The sequence below is a fragment of the Sporosarcina saromensis genome (genome assembly GCF_054901285.1).
On record NZ_CM142738.1, the window covers coordinates 2,561,242 to 2,579,850 of the forward strand.

Here is an 18,609-nt window from a genome sequence, read left to right on the forward strand (position 1 = left end):
CATTTCTCTAGTACTTGCCTAGTTGGGTTTATGCACTTCTTTCATACACTAAATACGTGTACGTGATGCCATCTTTCGTCATTTGCTGCTCTGATGATGATTGAAGTTTCCATTCATCCCCATAATTCGGGAAGAACGTGTCCCCTTCATACGCATGCTCGATTACCGTAATGTAAAGACGGTCTGCAATGTCCATCGCAAGGTTGAAAATTTCTGCTCCACCAATAATGACAACTTCGTCTGCATACTGCTTTCCTCGTTCAATCGCTTCGTTTAACTCACGAAAAACTTCCACACCATCTGCTACATAGCCATCATTTCTTGTCAAAACAATATTTAAACGACCTGGCAAAGGACGTCCTATCGATTCAAACGTTTTCCGCCCCATCACAATTGCTTTTCCCATTGTAACTTTTTTAAAATAGGCCAATTCTTCTGGTATATGCCAAGGCATTTCATTATTGACACCAATGACACGATTGACGTCATGCGCTACTAGTAATGAAATCATCCGTTTTTCCTCCTCGTCAAACCGCGATCGGCGCTTTTATTTTCGGGTGAGGATCATAGCCCTCGATGCTTATATCTTCAAATGTCATGTCAAAAATGGATTTTCCTTCTTTATTCAACTTCAACGTAGGCAATGCTCTCGGTTCTCTGGACAGTTGCTCTTTCACTTGTTCCATATGATTCAAGTAAATATGAGCATCCCCTAATGTATGGACGAATTCTCCAACTTCCAAACCGCATTCTTCAGCAATTAAGTGAACGAGTAACGCGTACGACGCGATATTGAACGGCACACCTAGAAATACATCAGCACTCCGTTGGTAAAGTTGACAAGAAAGCTTTCCTTCTGCTACGTAAAACTGGAACATTGTGTGACATGGCGGCAATGCCATGTCAGCTACTTCTGACGGGTTCCACGCGGACACAATATGACGTCTGGAATCAGGATTATTTTTTAATCCTTCAATTAACAGTTTGATTTGATCGATACTTCCGTCAGCTGTGGACCATGAACGCCACTGTTTCCCATATATCGGACCAAGATTTCCATACTTCTCCGCAAAAACATCGTCTTCCACAACACGACGTTTATAAGCGTCCATCTCTTGTGCATAGACTTCTGCAAATTGTTCATCCTTAACACTCCGTCTACCGAAATCCGTCATGTCAGGACCTGTATATTCCTCACTCGTCACCCACCGTTCAAAACCCCATTCATCCCAAATCGGGTTCCTTTCTTGAATAAGGGTGCGTAAATTTGTATCCCCTTTTAAAAACCATAACAATTCCGTTGCAATGAGACGGAATGCTGTTTTCTTTGTCGTCATTAATGGAAATCCTTTTTGCAAGTCAAATCGCATTTGATAGCCAAACACACTAATCGTGCCTGTACCCGTACGATCTTCCTTAACCGTTCCATTTTCAAGAATGTGTGTACATAATTCCAAGTATTGTTTCATATTTATGTCCTCCTTACTGCTTACATGTCAGTATAGCAAAAACGACGAAAAAACACCGCCTATATGGTTTTATAATAACCATTTTGGCGGTGTGTTTTTGGACCAGAATACAATGTCAGTCCCAATGTTGTGTATTTTATACTCTTTAATAGCTCTGTATTCAGCTTCTGATGGTTTCTTCGCTAAAAGAACTTTCGTATTTAAGTATATTGTAAAGAATTAGTTTGGGGTACTTATGGGGTACCGTTGGGGTACAACCGAATTTAACGTGAAATTTTTGATTCAGTGGGGGCATAGTGAGCCCTCTCTTTTTTATTGTAAACATATTCTAACCTTTATTAACCGGAAAAGCGATTTAAGCGACTGCCTCGCACGGTCGCCTTTTAATATAATAGGTATAACTCCATTAACTCCGCAGTGCGATTTTTGAGACGAGCATTTAGATACCGGCGTTGATCTTCATAACCTTGATAAATGAATGTGTATGTAGTGAACGTTTCTTCAGACTTATCTTTGATTAGCTTCATTTTGCTTTGCCGTAATTTTCCCGTTTGTATTCGACCTACTGTATGTGAAACTCCGCAGCACTCAGCAATTTCCGCAACAGTTAAACCCGAAATAATACTTGGTGGAGCTAACAACTCAGCTGCAAATACATTAACTTGCCACTCAGGATCTTTATAAGCGGGAATACTATCCACGTTTTCCGATCTTGCAAGTTCTATATTTCCAGGTCTGTGCATTACATAATGGCCGATCTCGTGAGCGATTGTAAACCTATCTCGTCCTATTCCTTCCGCTGCAGCATCGTATACATCTTCCCGAATATAAATTAAGTTTTTTTTAGGAAAAGTTACAGCATATCGGTTCGGCAATTTGTTAAATGGTAAGATCTCAAAATTGATTTTTTTATCAAATTCGGGCATACCCCACTCTAGAAATTTTACAACAGGGAAATACAATTCATCCTTTAAATCGAACATTTCCCTAATTGTATTAGTTGCCTCTCTTATTTTCTTTCTCGATGCAGGTTTTGCGATATACAATGTCATTCAGTTCCTCCTTTATTTGATTTTTGGAGGATGTTTTTTATCTTTAGACGATCGCTTTCATCGAGAGCATTAAATTCTCTAGCTAATGCCAATAAGACGCTTTTATCCTCATTGCTGTAGCCTTCAAAATCGATTGTAACAACTTTCTTTGACTCTATGAAAGATTGTTTTAACTCTTTCTCTTCTGAGTCGCTCAATGAATACATAACAGTAATTTTTTCAACCCAATCATGAGGAACATTTCTTTTTCCATTTTCAACAGCGGACAAATATGAGGATGTGACCCCTAGTCTTGTTGCCATGTCTTTTAAAAGCTCACCCTTGTCAATTCGAAGTTTTCTGCAAAACTTCCCGAATGAATTCAACATAGATGGTTCCTCCTTTCTAATAAGAAGTTTGGTACATTCATTGAATAACATCACTAGGTGAATCAGTCAACAGATATTGTTGATTATTCTCGTGAGACTGTTAATCAACTTCTAATTTAGTAGGAAAACCGATATAATAGGACAAAAAAGCACCCATCCAACCGGACAGGGTGCATAAATACTAACGTATAGTACGATGACGGCCAGACTTTCCTAAATTAGCGCAAAATACAACAGTGCCGAAAAACAGAGAAGAGTTAAACTCAATAGAATTATTATAGATAACCTCTCTTTTTGTTCCTTAATTCTATTAAGTTTAAGCAATAGTACTATACAAAGAGCGAGACTTATACCAAAAACAACAATAGGAAATATTGTTAACAAACCTATTCTCCTTTACAAATATGACCTAACATTGACTGCCGACCCAGAAAGGATCTGGGTTTTCAGTACCTGTCCATTTGATCCAAGTCCCACACCCTTGAATATTCACGAAATTCAACGTAATTGCTCCGATATCAAATAAACCTACTGCAATAATAGTTGCTAATCCAACAGGTGGAGCAATGCTGCTAATGCAAGTGTAGCTATTGCTGCTCCGATTTGAATATAATTTATAATTTTGGCAGTTTCGCAACTATCAAAAAAGGTATAAAATCCATATGATTGTTTTTCAAATGCACTTTTCCCTTTACATGATGCAAATGGCTCTACTGTATTCATTGATTCAAAATCATTTACCGTAGTCGCAATTAAATCTTCCGATATGTTTGCTTCTCTCGCTGCCTCTTCATCGAAATTAAAACCATTTTCATCGTATGTTACAAACGGTTGGAGTGTTGCAACGTCATTTGTAATTTGATTATGTTCATTTACTTTTGCAATAGCTAGCTTTATATCAGAATCAGTTGCACCTTGTTTTTTTGCTAAGTTAATATATAAAGCAACGTAGTCTCCATCCAAAAAGATTGTATTATCAAACTCACTATCTTAATCCATTATTTCTGTAAAAAGAGTTGATAATGCACCTTTTGTTTGATTTTCCACTTCAGCAGCAGCAGCAGGAACTTGAGTTACGATTGATAGCAATAACACGAGACCTAATACCATGACAAGAATTCTCTTCATAAAAAACCCTCCTAATACTTTTATTAGAATTTGCGCTAATTCTTAATAAACTTTTCTTCAGTGCAACGCAAAAATCCTTTAATTTATTCAAAATCGAGAGGAAAGTATGTCAATTTCGACATTTTGCATTATAATTTGACACGTTATCAATATAAGAAAAGCTTCTCTTCGTTATAAAGGGAAACAGAGTTCGATCTTCATTTATTTATATCAACTGTACATTTCACTGCTAATCCAAGCACGTCACCATTAGTTAGGAAATTATTTTCTAACTTCTTCTTCAAGACAGAGTGCTCTTCTTGCAATTCAAACAAACTCAATATGTATTTGCAAATTCCAACCATGATTACATGCCTTACATTTCGAATTCCCCCATACAGGGCTATCATATCTGATAGTGTTTAATTCAAGTCTCGGCTTCAAACAACTCGGATATTTACTCCCCTTAATTTGTCGAATATGAATTTGCATGCAAACGACTTGAATTGTACAAAAACAAAATTTATGCAGAGAGATATGCGAAATGGCACGCGTGAAAATGACAAAAACAAAAATAGACAGTATTTACTGGTACAAGCAAGGGAAAGAAAAAAAGTTCGCCTATCGATATAAATATTACGACTCTCTAGGCAAACGTCGAGAAAAATCAAAGCAAAACTTTGATACGATTGAACAAGCTGAACGTGCTTTAATAGATGTCAAGGCTGCTATATTAGACGGGAATAACAGTTATGTAGAAAACGATAATTTAACAGTGGCGCAATTGAAGAAATATATATTGAAGCTGCGAAAGTAAACTGGAAACCGACAACAGCAAGAAACCATGAATATATTATGGAGAACTACGTCCTAAATAAGATAGGCCGCCATAAGATTAAAAACGTCACTACTCTCATCCTGCAAAGAGAGATATTTGACCCTTTAATTAAGCAAGGATTAACTGAAGGTACCCTTATTTCTATATACCGACGAATAAGCGCAGTATTCAACTTCGCTTTTAAAAACGAAATGTTGAATAAGAAGAGAATTAACACCCCAAACCTTAAAAATGCAACTCAAGGTGTTAAGCGTGAGGCAATTCCGGTTGAAGGCATTGATAAAATTCTACAGATCATTCGAACGAAGTATAAAATATCACATTATACTTGTATATGCATGCTTGTTTTAACAGGAATGCGAATCGGTGAACTACGAGCGTTAAAATGGGAAGATGTCGACTTCGAAGGTGAATTTCTGCACATCACGGAAACAAGAGATCGCTTTGGATTAAGAGATTCCAAAACAAAAAATAGCAAAAGGAAATTCCCGATGAACGAAGGTATAAAAAAAGTATTGATCGACTACAAGGTTTGGTACGACGATAAGATGGAGCGATATGGATTTCGAAACCCTGAAGGTTATGTCATTGTAAATTATGCTGGAAATCCTGTTGGCGAACGATTTCTTAAACGCATTATTGACTTAGTATGCGAAAGAGAGAAAATCGATTATTTTACCCCCCACTATCTCCGCCACACCTATGTATCGATTCAACTATCGAATAATGTCCCCATAACAACCGTTGCTGCCCTAATCGGTGACACTCCTGAAACCGTTTATAAAACTTATGCGCATTCATTTGAAAAAGATGAGATTGCTGCTTCCAACTTAATGGACCAAATTGTCGTTTTAGATGCTTTCAATGATTGAAAAATGATTGATTTGGGGTACAAATTGGGGTACATGGTAAATTGCATTCTTTTCAACCATGCAAACAGAAATACGAAAACGTAGCAATACACCTAATAAACATTGTTAAATCAACGTTCACACAATAAAAAAACACTCGTAATTTGTACGAGTGTTAAGATAACCATTTTGGCGGTGTGTTTTTGGACCAGAAGATATCACCTAATGAGTGATGGCCTGTAAATCCATCGTTAGCAATGTGGTAATGGAAATTATAAAAATAGCCGTCTTGCGGTCTTTTTTCTGTCCGAACGTGAAAACGGATTAAATCTTCATTGGATAATGTGTCGGTTACATGAAAGATTTTTTCAGCATATTGTCCTGAAGGTGATTGTGTAATAGAAAGACTGCGATTTTCAAGTCCGCCAACCGAAATAACTGTTTGTTGGATAACTTCTTCGATTTTAGGAAAAATAACTGTGTCAAATTCTCGTTCAATGACTGGACCGATTTTCGTACCAAACTTCACATATGCCAATTCATGCGCAGGATTCAGCAAAGCCTCTTGTATGGAAGGTAGTTCTTCGGTTAACGGTACAACATCAGACAAACCGATATGGTATTCATTATTCGAGGCAGTTGGTATGTCTGTCTCTCGGGAATCATTTTTCGGTTGGAGCGTCGTCCAAATTTCATGACTTGGTGAAATGACACCAAGTGTAAGGACGGCAACTAATGCAATGACTATTTTTTGCATGTATTGTTTCATCGTTAGCACCTCGACTTATCTTGTATATGTAGGAAGTTCATATTGTAATTAAATGCATAAATTTCTATGAACTCAGTGAATTTATGTACGTTCTATGAATTATTACGTTTAAAACTTGAAAAGGTTTCATATTTCTTACTTTCATTGTACAATAAAACGGAAGATAATTGTGAGGTTTTATGAAGGAGGTTATATAAATGAACGTAGAATTGTTTATGGGAATCGGATTGCTTGCACTCGTCCTTTATTTAAGCTCATTGAACTTTACGAATTAATGAAAAAACCGTCTCATCCAAATTGGACAAGACGGTTTTTCATTTAGTAATTGTACCGAAGTGAATTTTACTACTCGGTCGAATGGTGCGTTTGAATGCAAACTGATCAAAAACGACTGAATCATACCGTTCCTTTACAACGACACTGCGCTTGCACACCCGTAATGCTTCTCTCACCCATTCTTCCGTCAATGTCTTGTGAACACCAGCTTGGCGAAGCGCGCTGAAATTTGAAGATTCTTCGATAGGCGAACTGAACATTGGATCGATATAAACAACATCCCACGAAGCCGTTTTTTGTGTTTTTAAAAATTCGACTGCCTCCATATGCATTACTTCAATTGCTGCCATTGCTTCAGAAAGCATAGAAGAATCGGTCGCAAATGTTTGTAAGCCGACTTGCGTCAAAAATGCAACAGTCGCGTCCGCTTCTAATCCCATGCATCTCCCTGATTTCCCAATATGGTTAGCCGCAATGATACTGTCAGAAGCAAGACCAAGCGTACAATCCAAGAAATGATCCCCTATTTTCAATCCACTCGCTTCTATTAATGGATCTGTTTCTCCTTGCTGCACTCTTTTCAATCGGAATGCTGCAGAGTTCGGGTGGAAGAAGAACGGTTTTTCCATTCCGATTCGAAACAACTCATATCGTTCTTTCCCTGCAACGAGAACGTCTTTTCCATGTTCTTTTTGCAGTCGTTGGACGGACCGTTTATTCCGTGGGACGATTGGGAAACCAAGTGCTCGATGCGCTTTTTGGGCCAACTCGTCCGATAACTCATCAGGTCGGCCCGCCGTAGTGATGATTGTCATTCGTTCGTGCAAACTTGCTCCAAAGCGCCTGACAAGTGTACTTGAATTTGTTCCATTTCCGAACTCTCGATTTGTTCCCTAGGTATGAAATAGGCCAATTGACCGTCTTTCCAAAGAGCGATTGAAGGTGAACTTGGCGGTACTTCTGGGAAGTAGTCTCTCATTTGAGCAGTCGCTTCTTTATCTTGACCTGCGAACACCGTTAATAAGTGATCAGGTTTTTCACTAGCTCCGTTTAATGCTTCGCGCACAGCGGGTCTGGCTAATCCTGCTGCACAACCACAAACTGAATTGATGACGATTAGCGCCGTACCTTCTAAAGCATCCATTGTTTCTTTCACTTCTTCAGCAGTAGTCAATTCTGTAAAACCTGCTCGTACCAGTTCTTCACGCATCGGCTTTACGATACCTTTCATGTATTCTTCGTATGCATTCATGCTTATCAAGTCTCCCTTTAAGTTCATTCGCTTCATTTTACTATGGAATCGTTGTAATTTCATGCATTGGAGATTGAAAATACTTTTAGTTCGTGCTTGAATACTTTTAGTTCGTGCTTGTAGACAGTTTTCGCGTTTAATCTCATAATTGTACAACTCATTTAACTTGTTTACATAATAATATTATGTGTTATTAATTAGCAAAAAAGAAGGGGAAATGACGATTACGCCATCTTCCCCGTCATTTCCGTACGATCAGTTTATCGACTCGACGTGAATCGAACGAGGAAGTCTTGTAGACGTTCACTTTGTGGATTCACGAGGATGTCTTTTGGATTGCCTTCTTCTTCGATAACACCTTCGTTGAGAAACAAAACGCGATCGGCGATATCTAAGGCGAAATCCATTTCATGTGTGACAAGGATCATTGCCATATCTCCTGATTTTGCCAAGTCGCGAATAACTTCCAACACCTCTCCGACCAGTTCAGGATCGAGTGCAGATGTCACTTCATCAAACAGCATAACTTTTGGTTTCATCATGAGGGCTCGCGCCATGGCGACACGTTGTTTCTGCCCACCAGACAATTGGTTTGGATACAGATCGACCTTGTCAGCTAGCCCGACTTTCTCTAACATTTCCAGAGCCGTTTTGCGGACTTCGCTCTTCTCTTGCTTTTTCACAATTGTTGGTGCTAACATGCAATTTTCTAAAATGGTCATGTGCGGGAATAAGTTAAAATGTTGAAACACCATGCCGATGTCTCCGCGTATAGAACGGAGATGTTTGTCATCAGCTTCCACAAGCTCACCTTTAGTATTTTTCATTTGCCATAAGTTATGGCCATTGACTTCGATAACGCCTGAAGTCGGTTGTTCCAGTGTCATGAGCAGTCGAATGATTGTCGTTTTGCCTGAACCACTCGGACCAATCAATGCCACTTTTTCACCCGGCTGAATGTCTAGATTGATGCCTTTTAGTACTTCAATGTCACCGAATGCTTTATGAATGTCTTTATATTGTACAATTGGTTCTACCATGGTAATCTCCTCACTTTATAACGTAGCCGTCTTTTTATCAAAGCGTCGATTGTATTTTTTTTCTAACTTATTAATGAGCAATGCTGAAGGATAGCTTAGCAAGAGGAAAAACAATGCAACGACGGTCAATGGTTCAACATATTTATAATATTGGGCACCGTAATCATTCGCCAAGTGCAACATGGCAACTACACCGATAGTGGATGCAAGTGGAACCTCTTTAAACATAATGATTAAATAGTTCCCCAGCATAGGAATTGTCGGTGGTATTGCTTGAGGTAAAATGATATAGCGCCATTTTTGTGCGGTTGATAGATTAAGAGCCGTCGAAGCCTCCCATTGACCTTTTTCCACACTTTCAATCCCTGATCGATACACTTCAGATGTATACGTACTAAAGTGAATACCGAGTCCTAAAATGGCAGCGACAAAAGGATGCAATGTCACGCCGATTACAGGAATGACCGGCCATGCAAAGTAGATGAAAAACAATTGTACAAGCGGTGGTGTAGAACGGATAAACTCTGCAATCCACCTGAAGAGCCAATTGATTGATTTCACGGGAATGCGGCTCATAAATACCCAAAAGAAACCGAAAATCATCGCAAATACGTAACAGGCAATCGTTAAGCCAAGTGTAATCCACAAACCTTTAAAGATTAAGGGAATCACTTCAAAGAACACTTCCCAACTCCAAGTCATCCGTGAACCACTCCTTTCTTAGCGACCTTTTCCATCTTCCGTGTAAATCCAATAAGTGGCAATGCAAGAAGAAAGTAAAGAAGTAAAATGATGATGTACACTGTCGGAGCTTCAGTTAAATGTGTACTTCTGTAGATATTTCCGTAATACAATAAATCCGTCAAACCAATTAGCGATACAAGTGAAGTCGCTTTTAAGATTTGTATTAAATAATTTCCGTACTCAGGCAACATCATCCGTATAGCTTGTGGAATAATGACGTGCCGCATTTTTTGGAACTTCGATAAATTTAGCGCAATCGAAGCCTCCGTTTGGCCAGGGGGTACGGATAAAATAGCCCCTCTTACAATCTCGGACATATATGCCCCATAATTAAGCGAAATTGCAAGGACTGCTACCCATACATCACTCCCGAGATGGATATTGAACAAACCCGGCAACGCATATGAAAACCAAAAAAGCTGGACGATTAAGGACGTTCCTCTGAAAATCTCTACGTAAAATCCAGTGAACGTTGTCAACAGCTTGTTTTGCGAAACTCTTGATAAGCCTGCGATGAGCGCAATGATGGATGATAAAATAATCGATAGGACTAGCACGATTAAGGTGATTTTGATTCCCCTCATAAGCATAAGGGTTATATCGGGTATGGAACTCATACAAACAACTCCAATTTTTTCTTTTGAATCTGAAACAACAAATTCTATTTCATGCAAAATACTCAAGAACATGGCTACTCTGCAGGAACGGTATTGCAAAAGTTCCTGCAGAGTTTGCAATGTCATTGCTGTGCCAATTTCAAAACGTTACATAGTAGCACATGAACAACGAAGATCTGTCGTTTACAATTTAGTAATTTTCACCGCTGCAAACACTTTCAGTCGTAATCGCAGGGTCTACAACGTTCATTTCCTCCGTGAATCCAAATGGTTCAATCAACTCAGCAATTTTCCCACTTTCCTTCAACTTTTTCAGTTCAGCGTTATACGCTTCACGCAATTCATCATCGTCAATTCGGAAAGCAGCTGCCCCAAAGCTCGGAACACCTTCAATGTCGGGTTGCTCAAAGTCTGTTACAAACTCCAACTTGTCTTTGTTAGCGGATTCTAATGCCATCTTAATTGTCATCTCTGTACCAGTCGTTGCATGTGCACGGCCTGATTCAACAGCTGCAAAAGACGCAGGGATATCCGGCACCATCATGATTTGACTTTCATCAACGCCTTCACGCATCATGAAGTCCTTTTCTGTCGCCCCACTCATGACAGCGACTTTAATGTCTGGGTTCGCAGCGATATCTTTGTAGCTACGCAAGTTTTCAGGATTGCCTGTAGCAACGATTAACCCTTCCCCGTATTGCATTTCAGGTTCTCCAAACGCAACACTTTTACATCTGTCTGGTGTGATGGCCATTCCCGCTGTAATGACATCGAATTTCCCTGCACCAAGACCAGGTATCAATTGACCGAAATCAGATAAATGCCCATCTACTTCTTCTATTCCAAGGTTTTTAAAAACCTCTTTAGCAATTGTTACTGCCCCACCTTGTAACTCACCGTTATCATCTTCAAATGCATACGGCTTTTCATTTGCAAATCCTACTTTCACAACACCTTTGTCCTGTAAGGATTGTAGAAGATCTTCCCCATCAGCACTTGAATCATTTCCACATGCTGCAAGAATTCCTACTAAAACCATGGCTAAAATACTACTCTTAAATTTCTTCACAAATTTCTCCCCTTTATTTTTTTATCAAACGTGCTAGTTTGATAGTTAACAGGTTACCATAGGGAATTTCAAACATCAAACGATCGTCGGTTGTTTTTATGTCTAAACATAGTCATTAAGACGGATGGAAGTTGTCATATCAACGTTCTAAAACCACAAAATAAATTTAGAATAGTTTATAGCCAAATGATAATTCTGAATGAAAACGCTATCTTTATTAATCTTTTTCACTAAACAGATAAGGTTTTTTCCAATCAAACGACACTTAATTTCTTTAAAAATAAATAAAAACCGACTAACAATTTTATCGCTTGTTAGTCGGTTGGTTTGTTTTGTATGCAATTAACCTCTATCTACTTGCCTACCATCTTTATTCTCTTGCATTTGTCATCTGTTTCCAAATGGATCCTTTTGCATCTTCCCCATCTTCAATTCGAGCAATCGCCATTTTCACTTGAAGTTTTACTTCAAACTCCGAATCATCCATTGCCGCCTTTAGTGCAGGCAAAGACGTTTCTGTTCCTGTTTCATAGAGGAACATAGCCGCACGCCACCTGACAAGTTTATTTTTATCTTGCAAAGCTTTAATAGCTGCAGCTTCAAAACCAGTAAATCCTAAATCACTCATGCAATCACCTGCCGTACGTCTGACCGCCCAACTTTTATCGTCCAAAGCTTTTTCAATATAAGGAATAACCTTTTCATCTTCAATCATGCCTAGATACACGACTGCTAGGCGACGAATTGACATTTTTTCATCTTCCAATGCTTTGTCCAATAAAGGTAAATCGGAAAGGTCTGGATCAGGCAGTTGTTCAATGAGCTGAAAGCGTTTTTCCCACTCTGCGACATCAAACTCCGCTACGGTGATTTTTCGTTTATTGCTGGAAGTTTCCTCAATTCCTTCTTCGGCGTTCCGGACGATTAATTCCAAACGCTCTTGCGGATATGCCGCTTCAACTTCCTTGACGACATTTTCACCGATTTCTTGTTTGTCCCCATATCTGATGCCGTAGTCCGCCCATTTACGAAGCAGAATATAATTCTCCACTTCTGTACTGTGCACTTGTTCCATCGCTTGCTTGAAACGATCACTCAAACCGAATCGCAGTTCCGAGTCACTATCAAACACTTTTACTTGAAGCGGTATGTCTTTATACGTTTGGACGTGCACATAAACTTCACCAAAGTGTTCATCAGCTAAATCTTCCTTTTCATCCACTACTTCACCGGATTTTGATTCTTCATTGAAAACAGCTTGCACTTCTGCCAAAATCTCTTCCCAAGCAACATTTCCAATCCGTTCCACCGCCATGAAGTTCATAACGTGGTAAATTCCTTTCACGCCTTTAATCGCCAGTAAGGATGAAACCGGGAATGGAGCTCGCTCAGCATCTTCTTTTTTGTAATTATGCCCTACCCCTGTAGGCAACTCTTCATTCAACACAATTTTCATCGAATTCGGACTTGGTGTTGGTTCGATTGTTACAATTTGCATGATAGATCACTCCTTTTAATCTGTTTCTGCTAGTTCCTGTAAATAAGACCAACGTTCAATTAACTGTTCATACTCTTCGTTCAAAGTTGTTAACTTTTCATTCAATTCTCTGATCTTGTCATAATCGGAACCCGCTTGAAGCATCTCAGCTTCCGTTGTTTCAATCGTTGCTTCAAGTTGTGCAATGGAAGCATCGATTGTTTCCCATTCACGCTTTTCCGAGTACGTCATCCGCTTTTTAACCGGTTTTTGCGGTGCTGGTGTATGATTGACACGATCAGCAGCTTGACTCGCTGGTTGCACTTTTACGTCGCTTTGTCGATCGATGTAATCTGAATAGACGTCAAAAACCGTTTCCACTTCTCCTGCTCCATCTAGTACCCACAATTTTGTAGACGTGCGATCCAAAAAGAATCGATCATGAGAAATGGTTAGTACAACGCCAGGAAACGATTCAATGAACCCCTCAAGCACAGAAAGCGTCTCAATATCCAAATCATTCGTCGGCTCGTCGAGTAGAAGGACATTGGGTTGTTCCATTAATAATTTCAGCAAATACAATCTTTTTCGCTCGCCACCTGAAAGTTTTCCAATCGGCGTGCCGTGTGACGATGTCGGGAATAAAAACCTCTCAAGCATTTGCGTAGCAGAAATCCGATTCCCACTACTGTCCTCAATATCATTGGATACTTCACGAATATACTCAATGATTCTTTTGTCTGGTTCCATTGCAGGTACTTGTTGATGGAAATGGGCGATTTTAACCGTAGAACCTTTTTCAATCGTTCCACTATCTGGCAGCAGTTCACCTGCAATCATTTTCAATAGCGTGGACTTTCCTGCTCCATTCGGACCGACGATCGCGATACGCTCTCCTGATTGCAATAAAAAGCTAAAAGACTTGATAACAGTCCGATCGTCATAGGATTTTGAAATAGCAGTTCCTTCAATGACTTTTTTACCGAGTCTAGAGGTTTGTAAGGAAACATCCATTTCTAAAGAAGCGTCACCTTTTTTCACGGCTTCTTCTAAATCCGTAAATCGATCAATCCGCGCTTTCTGTTTCGTCGACCTCGCTTTCGCCCCTCTTCGTATCCATTTTAATTCGGAACGGTAACGGTTACGCAATTTTGCATCCGTCGCTTGTTTCATCTCTTCTCGTATTGCTTTTGCTTCCAAATAATCTCCGAAATTTCCTGTATGCGCATAGAGTGTACGATCAGCCAATTCATATATGTGTGTCGAAACAGCGTCCAAGAAGTACCGATCATGTGTGATGAAAATAACTGCACTTTTTTCGTTTTTCATGTATTCCTGCAGCCATTTAATGGATTGCACGTCAAGATGGTTTGTCGGTTCATCCAATAGCAACAGGTCAGAAGGCTCAATGAGTACTTTCGCTAATAAAACACGCTTTTGCTGTCCACCCGATAACTCACCCATCTTTTTATCAAAGGTGTCAATACCAAGTTTCGTCAAAATCATCCTCGCTTTTGTATTAACATCCCAAGCAGACTTCGCATCCATTTCATTTTGTAAACGCGAAAAATTCTCTTGGTATGCGATCAAAGCAGGATTGTTCGTCAATTCCGTTAATGCATGTTCGTACTCTAAATTTAGTTGAAGAATCGGCGCATCAGAAGTAAAAACGGTTTCCATCACCGTTTTCTCTGCATCGACTTCTGGGTCTTGAGCTAAATAAGTGATTGTATATTTATTCGGATGTTCTTTCGTTATCGTATCAGCTTCTTCGACACCGGCTATGATTGAGAGTAGAGTTGACTTCCCTGTTCCATTCACTCCAATTAGTCCTACTTTTTCCCCTTTACCAATGGTGAATTCGATGTTTTTAAATAATGTTTTTTCTCCAACAGTCTTCGTTAAACCTTCAATAATCAATTGACTCATGTGAACACATCCATTTCTACTAACAACTCTCTTCATCATAACGTATCTCTACATTTTTTTGAATGTATAGTGCTCGGTACTTTGAAATATCAGTTCCCCATTACTCATGTGCATGAAGTGGTTTTTCTCGGGGAAGATACTTCTGTCAGCCGATTATTTTTCATACATACAACGAGAAATGAAAATATTTACAAATCTTATTTTTAAAATAAATCAAATGACTAAAAAGGCATTAATTTCAGCATTAAATGAAATTTAAATTTGGAAATATTTATTTTGACATTACAAAATCATTATTTATATAATAATGCAATACGAAAAGGAGGCAAATTCTCAATGTCGCAATTTACAAAAAAAGAGATTGTAGAAAGCGTTCCGCAATCTGGTTTCTTTGGGCAACCAAAAGGGTTGTTTACGTTGTTTTTCACAGAATTTTGGGAACGTTTTTCATATTATGGAATGAGAGCTATCCTCGTTTTTTATATGTATTACGAAGTTTCAAAAGGCGGGTTAGGATTAAGTGAGTCGACAGCTTTAGCGATTGTTTCGATTTATGGCTCATTAGTGTATATGTCCGGAATTATTGGTGGTTGGCTCGCTGACCGGGTTTTCGGAACGTCAAGAGCTGTTTTTTATGGCGGAATTTTAATCATGCTTGGGCATATCGTCCTTGCGTTACCTGGTAGTTTGACGCTGTTCTTTATTTCCATGGGGTTAATTGTTCTAGGGACAGGTCTTCTCAAACCAAACGTGTCAACGATTGTCGGAGATATTTATAGCGAAGACGATGTACGGATTGACTCCGGTTTCAGTATATTTTATATGGGTATCAACATGGGGAGCTTCATCGCACCGTTAACAGTTGGTACACTTGGTTTAAAGTACAACTTCCATCTCGGATTCGGCCTTGCTGCAGTAGGGATGTTCGCAGGTCTCGTACTTTTTGTCTTAACGAAGAAGAAAAATTTAGGTTTAGCCGGGACGCAAATTGCCAATCCTTTATCGCCGGTTGAACGAAGTAAATATCTGAAAATTTTCCTAAGTGCTATTGTTGTGCTCGGCATCCTCATTTTTGTATCCGCACAACAAGGTTGGCTAACATTTACGTCATTCATTGCACTCGTCGGTGTATTAGGTTTCTTAATTCCATTCACGTACTTCTTTGTCATGTACCGGAGTAAGAAGACGACTGCGGATGAAAAATCCAGAATTCTTGCTTATATCCCACTGTTCCTTGCATCCGTCATGTTTTGGGCGATCGCTGAACAAGGTTCTACGATTCTTGCACTTTATGCGGACAAGCGAACAAACTTGGATGCGCTAGGATTCCATATTGAACCTGCTTGGTTCCAATCATTGAATCCATTGTTCATCTTCACGCTCGCACCTGTTTTTGCATGGTTATGGATTAAAATGGGCAAACGTCAACCGACGATCCCACAAAAATTCGCATTCGGAATCTTGTTTGCAGGTCTTTCATTCATCGTCATTTTAGTACCAGCATTTTTAGGCGGATCCGACACACTTGTCAATCCGATTTGGCTCGTACTTAGTATCTTCATCGCTGTGTTAGGTGAACTCTGTTTATCACCTGTAGGACTTTCTGCTACAACGAAATTAGCGCCTGTAGCGTTCTCTGCACAAACGATGAGTTTATGGTTCCTATCAAATGCTGCAGCTCAAGCATTGAATGCTCAAATTGTACAGTTTTACTCACCCAAAAATGAAATGATGTATTTTGGTGTAATCGGCGGAATTGCGATCGGTTTAAGTATTCTTTTATTCGCCATCTCCCCTATTATTCTTAAATACATGAAAGGGATTAAATAAATAAGCTTGATTTGATAAAGATTGCATGAAGGACAATTTGCCCTTCATGCAATTTTTTTGGTTTAAAAGAGTCGAGTTATGATAGAGCTGGCAGGCATTTTGAATGTTTTATTTGACCGTGAGCACTGAAACATGGAGTCGACGGTCACTTAGAAGTGTTCTATTTGACCGCGACCACTGGAATATGGAGATGACGGGCATTTAGAAGTGTTCTATTTGACCGTGAGCACGGGAAAATGAAGGTAACGGTCACTTAGAAGTATTCTATTTACCCGCGACCACTGGAAAATGAAGGTAACGGTCACTTAGAAGTATTCTATTTACCCGCGAGCACTGAAATATGGAGCTAACGGTCATTTAGAAGTGTTCTATTTGACCGTGAGCACTGGAATATGGAGCTAACGGTCACTTAGAAGTATTCTATTTACCCGCGAGCACTGAAATATGGAGATGCCAGGCATTTAGAAGTGTTCTATTTGACCGCGAGCGCTGGAATATGGAGATAACGGTCACTTAGAAGTATTCTATTTACCCGCAAGCACTAGAATATGGAGCTAACGGGCATTTAGAAGTGATCTATTTGACCGCGAGCACTGGAATATGGAGATGCCGGGCATTTAGAAGTGTTCTATTTACCCGCGAGCTCTAGAGAATGAAGATAACTGGCATTTAGACTTGCTCTATTTGACCGCGAACACTGAAGTACGGATCCAACGGGCAATTAGCCAAGAAAATCCATACAGCTTACAACACGGTTCATCCTCCCTTACATCAATGAATCTGACATAACAGCCATTCTACAGAGACAATACAGCGTCGCTTCTATTTCGTCGTGGCCGTCAATACATTAGAGTAGCATCGGTATTCATTTCATCTGAAAAGAGGTTCTGTATTGATTATTGGCTTAACGATTATTCTACTGATGGTGCTATTTTTGCCGTTTATAAGCCGTTCGATTGAACATAACTTGGAGTTATTTCTATTAGTAATGGGTGTCGTAGCGGTAATTGTTGCAGACGTGCTAACGGGTGAGTTGCTTCGTAAAGCACTTGCCGAACCGCTCCACATTTCACTCGCAGTCATTGTCGCAGGCATCTTATTCAGGCTCCTTCATATTCCATTTAGTAAATCTGTTAGAAAGTTAGGGACGATTATTCCGTTTCGTTTGTTCGTTGCATTGATTATCATCATACTTGGTTTGCTTTCAAGCGTGATCACAGCAATTATTGCAGCGCTTGTTTTAGTAGCAATCGTAACCGTTCTTGGATTACCACGCAAAGATGCTATCCGTTTTGTCATACTTGCCTGCTTTTCAATCGGATTAGGCGCAGTGTTGACACCAATCGGCGAACCGTTGTCAACAATCGCAACAAGTAAATTGGACGCTGACTTCTTTTATTTGTTCCGGTTGATTGGCCCTACCGTCGTACCCGGCGTGCTCGCGTTCGGTCTATTGGCAGCATGTATCGTCCGCCCTCCCGAACGTCCAATGCACATAAAAGAGAAGCCAAAGCACGACAAACCTTTGGACATTTTCACTCGAGGCGTTAAAGTATATGTATTTGTTATGGCGTTGACTTTTCTTGGGGCTGGATTTGAACCTTTCATCCGTACAATGTTACTCGACATTCCCCCTACAACACTGTACTGGCTCAATATGATTTCAGCTGTTTTAGACAATGCAACACTGGCTGCTGCAGAAATTAGTCCTGAAATGGAAGAAGCAACGATTCAATCCATTTTGTTAGGGCTGTTAATTAGCGGCGGAATGTTGATCCCCGGAAATATCCCCAACATCATCGCAGCGAATAAACTACAAATTACAAGTGGCGAGTGGGCAAAGTTTGGGATTCCAGTTGGACTTGTGACGATGACTTTGTATTTTATCGGTATCATTCTATTCGTTTGACCTAGCTACTAT

Annotated in this window: 19 protein-coding genes; 4 read left to right on the plus strand and 15 right to left on the minus strand. The window is 39.6% G+C overall.

The genetic code is table 11. The features are described from left to right. Positions 1–28: 28 nt before the first annotated feature. From ACVHUV_RS12890 to ACVHUV_RS12915, 6 genes are all read right to left on the minus strand, one after another. Positions 29–511 carry a dihydrofolate reductase gene (locus ACVHUV_RS12890; protein ID WP_462084832.1) on the minus strand — a complete coding sequence of 161 codons (483 nt, stop codon included), beginning with the start codon at positions 509–511 and terminating at the stop codon, positions 29–31. Between the two features lie 16 nt (positions 512–527). Further along, entirely contained in the window at positions 528–1,469 is a 942-nt protein-coding gene (locus tag ACVHUV_RS12895) for a thymidylate synthase (protein WP_462084833.1), read from the minus strand. Positions 1,470–1,852: 383 nt separating this feature from the next. Further along, positions 1,853–2,521 carry an ImmA/IrrE family metallo-endopeptidase gene (locus ACVHUV_RS12900; protein WP_462084834.1) on the minus strand — a complete coding sequence of 223 codons (669 nt, stop codon included), beginning with the start codon at positions 2,519–2,521 and terminating at the stop codon, positions 1,853–1,855. Next, on the minus strand, positions 2,518–2,889 hold the full coding sequence (locus tag ACVHUV_RS12905; RefSeq protein WP_462084835.1) for a helix-turn-helix domain-containing protein: 372 nt from the start codon (positions 2,887–2,889) through the stop codon (positions 2,518–2,520). The genes ACVHUV_RS12900 and ACVHUV_RS12905 overlap by 4 nt, the downstream gene beginning before the upstream one ends. Positions 2,890–3,435: 546 nt before the next feature. Further along, positions 3,436–3,852, minus strand: a complete 417-nt coding sequence (locus ACVHUV_RS12910; RefSeq protein WP_462084836.1) for a hypothetical protein — start codon at positions 3,850–3,852, stop codon at positions 3,436–3,438. Between the two features lie 27 nt (positions 3,853–3,879). Next, a complete protein-coding gene (locus tag ACVHUV_RS12915) occupies positions 3,880–4,017 on the minus strand; it encodes a hypothetical protein (protein ID WP_462084837.1) in 138 nt (45 codons plus the stop codon). 523 nt (positions 4,018–4,540) lie between these two features. On the opposite strand from ACVHUV_RS12915, the gene ACVHUV_RS12920 reads away from it, so the two are divergent. Beyond that, the gene (locus ACVHUV_RS12920) at positions 4,541–4,813 is read left to right on the plus strand and encodes an Arm DNA-binding domain-containing protein (RefSeq protein WP_462084838.1); all 273 of its coding nucleotides are present in this window, start codon (positions 4,541–4,543) and stop codon (positions 4,811–4,813) included. Beyond that, positions 4,795–5,706: a site-specific integrase gene (locus tag ACVHUV_RS12925; RefSeq protein WP_462086911.1), complete on the plus strand. Its 912-nt coding sequence runs from the start codon at positions 4,795–4,797 to the stop codon at positions 5,704–5,706. The genes ACVHUV_RS12920 and ACVHUV_RS12925 overlap by 19 nt, the downstream gene beginning before the upstream one ends. 154 nt (positions 5,707–5,860) lie before the next feature. On the opposite strand, the gene ACVHUV_RS12930 is transcribed toward ACVHUV_RS12925, so the two are convergent. The 9 genes from ACVHUV_RS12930 to ACVHUV_RS12970 form a co-directional block, all read right to left on the minus strand. After that, complete coding sequence (locus ACVHUV_RS12930; protein ID WP_371391435.1) at positions 5,861–6,454, minus strand: YpjP family protein; 594 nt, start codon at positions 6,452–6,454, stop codon at positions 5,861–5,863. 314 nt (positions 6,455–6,768) lie between these two features. Then, positions 6,769–7,545, minus strand: a complete 777-nt coding sequence (locus ACVHUV_RS12935) for a class I SAM-dependent methyltransferase (RefSeq protein ID WP_462084839.1) — start codon at positions 7,543–7,545, stop codon at positions 6,769–6,771. Next, positions 7,542–7,982, minus strand: a complete 441-nt coding sequence (locus ACVHUV_RS12940; protein WP_317944512.1) for a BrxA/BrxB family bacilliredoxin — start codon at positions 7,980–7,982, stop codon at positions 7,542–7,544. The genes ACVHUV_RS12935 and ACVHUV_RS12940 overlap by 4 nt, the downstream gene beginning before the upstream one ends. A 260-nt stretch (positions 7,983–8,242) precedes the next feature. Further along, positions 8,243–9,022 carry an ectoine/hydroxyectoine ABC transporter ATP-binding protein EhuA gene (ehuA, locus tag ACVHUV_RS12945; protein WP_371391437.1) on the minus strand — a complete coding sequence of 260 codons (780 nt, stop codon included), beginning with the start codon at positions 9,020–9,022 and terminating at the stop codon, positions 8,243–8,245. Positions 9,023–9,037: 15 nt separating this feature from the next. Beyond that, the gene (gene ehuD, locus ACVHUV_RS12950; protein WP_317944416.1) at positions 9,038–9,724 is read right to left on the minus strand and encodes an ectoine/hydroxyectoine ABC transporter permease subunit EhuD; all 687 of its coding nucleotides are present in this window, start codon (positions 9,722–9,724) and stop codon (positions 9,038–9,040) included. After that, entirely contained in the window at positions 9,721–10,383 is a 663-nt protein-coding gene (locus ACVHUV_RS12955; RefSeq protein ID WP_371391439.1) for an amino acid ABC transporter permease, read from the minus strand. The genes ehuD and ACVHUV_RS12955 overlap by 4 nt, the downstream gene beginning before the upstream one ends. Before the next feature lie 190 nt (positions 10,384–10,573). Continuing rightward, positions 10,574–11,422, minus strand: coding sequence for an ectoine/hydroxyectoine ABC transporter substrate-binding protein EhuB (gene ehuB / locus ACVHUV_RS12960; protein WP_462086912.1), 849 nt, complete (start codon positions 11,420–11,422; stop codon positions 10,574–10,576). Positions 11,423–11,822: 400 nt separating this feature from the next. Then, complete coding sequence (locus tag ACVHUV_RS12965; RefSeq protein ID WP_462084840.1) at positions 11,823–12,950, minus strand: conserved virulence factor C family protein; 1,128 nt, start codon at positions 12,948–12,950, stop codon at positions 11,823–11,825. A 15-nt stretch (positions 12,951–12,965) separates the two neighbouring features. Continuing rightward, on the minus strand, positions 12,966–14,858 hold the full coding sequence (locus ACVHUV_RS12970) for an ABC-F family ATP-binding cassette domain-containing protein (protein WP_462084841.1): 1,893 nt from the start codon (positions 14,856–14,858) through the stop codon (positions 12,966–12,968). A 336-nt stretch (positions 14,859–15,194) separates the two neighbouring features. On the opposite strand from ACVHUV_RS12970, the gene ACVHUV_RS12975 reads away from it, so the two are divergent. Next, positions 15,195–16,688, plus strand: coding sequence for a peptide MFS transporter (locus ACVHUV_RS12975; protein WP_317944425.1), 1,494 nt, complete (start codon positions 15,195–15,197; stop codon positions 16,686–16,688). Positions 16,689–17,580: 892 nt separating this feature from the next. Beyond that, positions 17,581–18,597: a DUF1646 family protein gene (locus tag ACVHUV_RS12980; RefSeq protein ID WP_462084842.1), complete on the plus strand. Its 1,017-nt coding sequence runs from the start codon at positions 17,581–17,583 to the stop codon at positions 18,595–18,597. Positions 18,598–18,609: the final 12 nt, after the last annotated feature.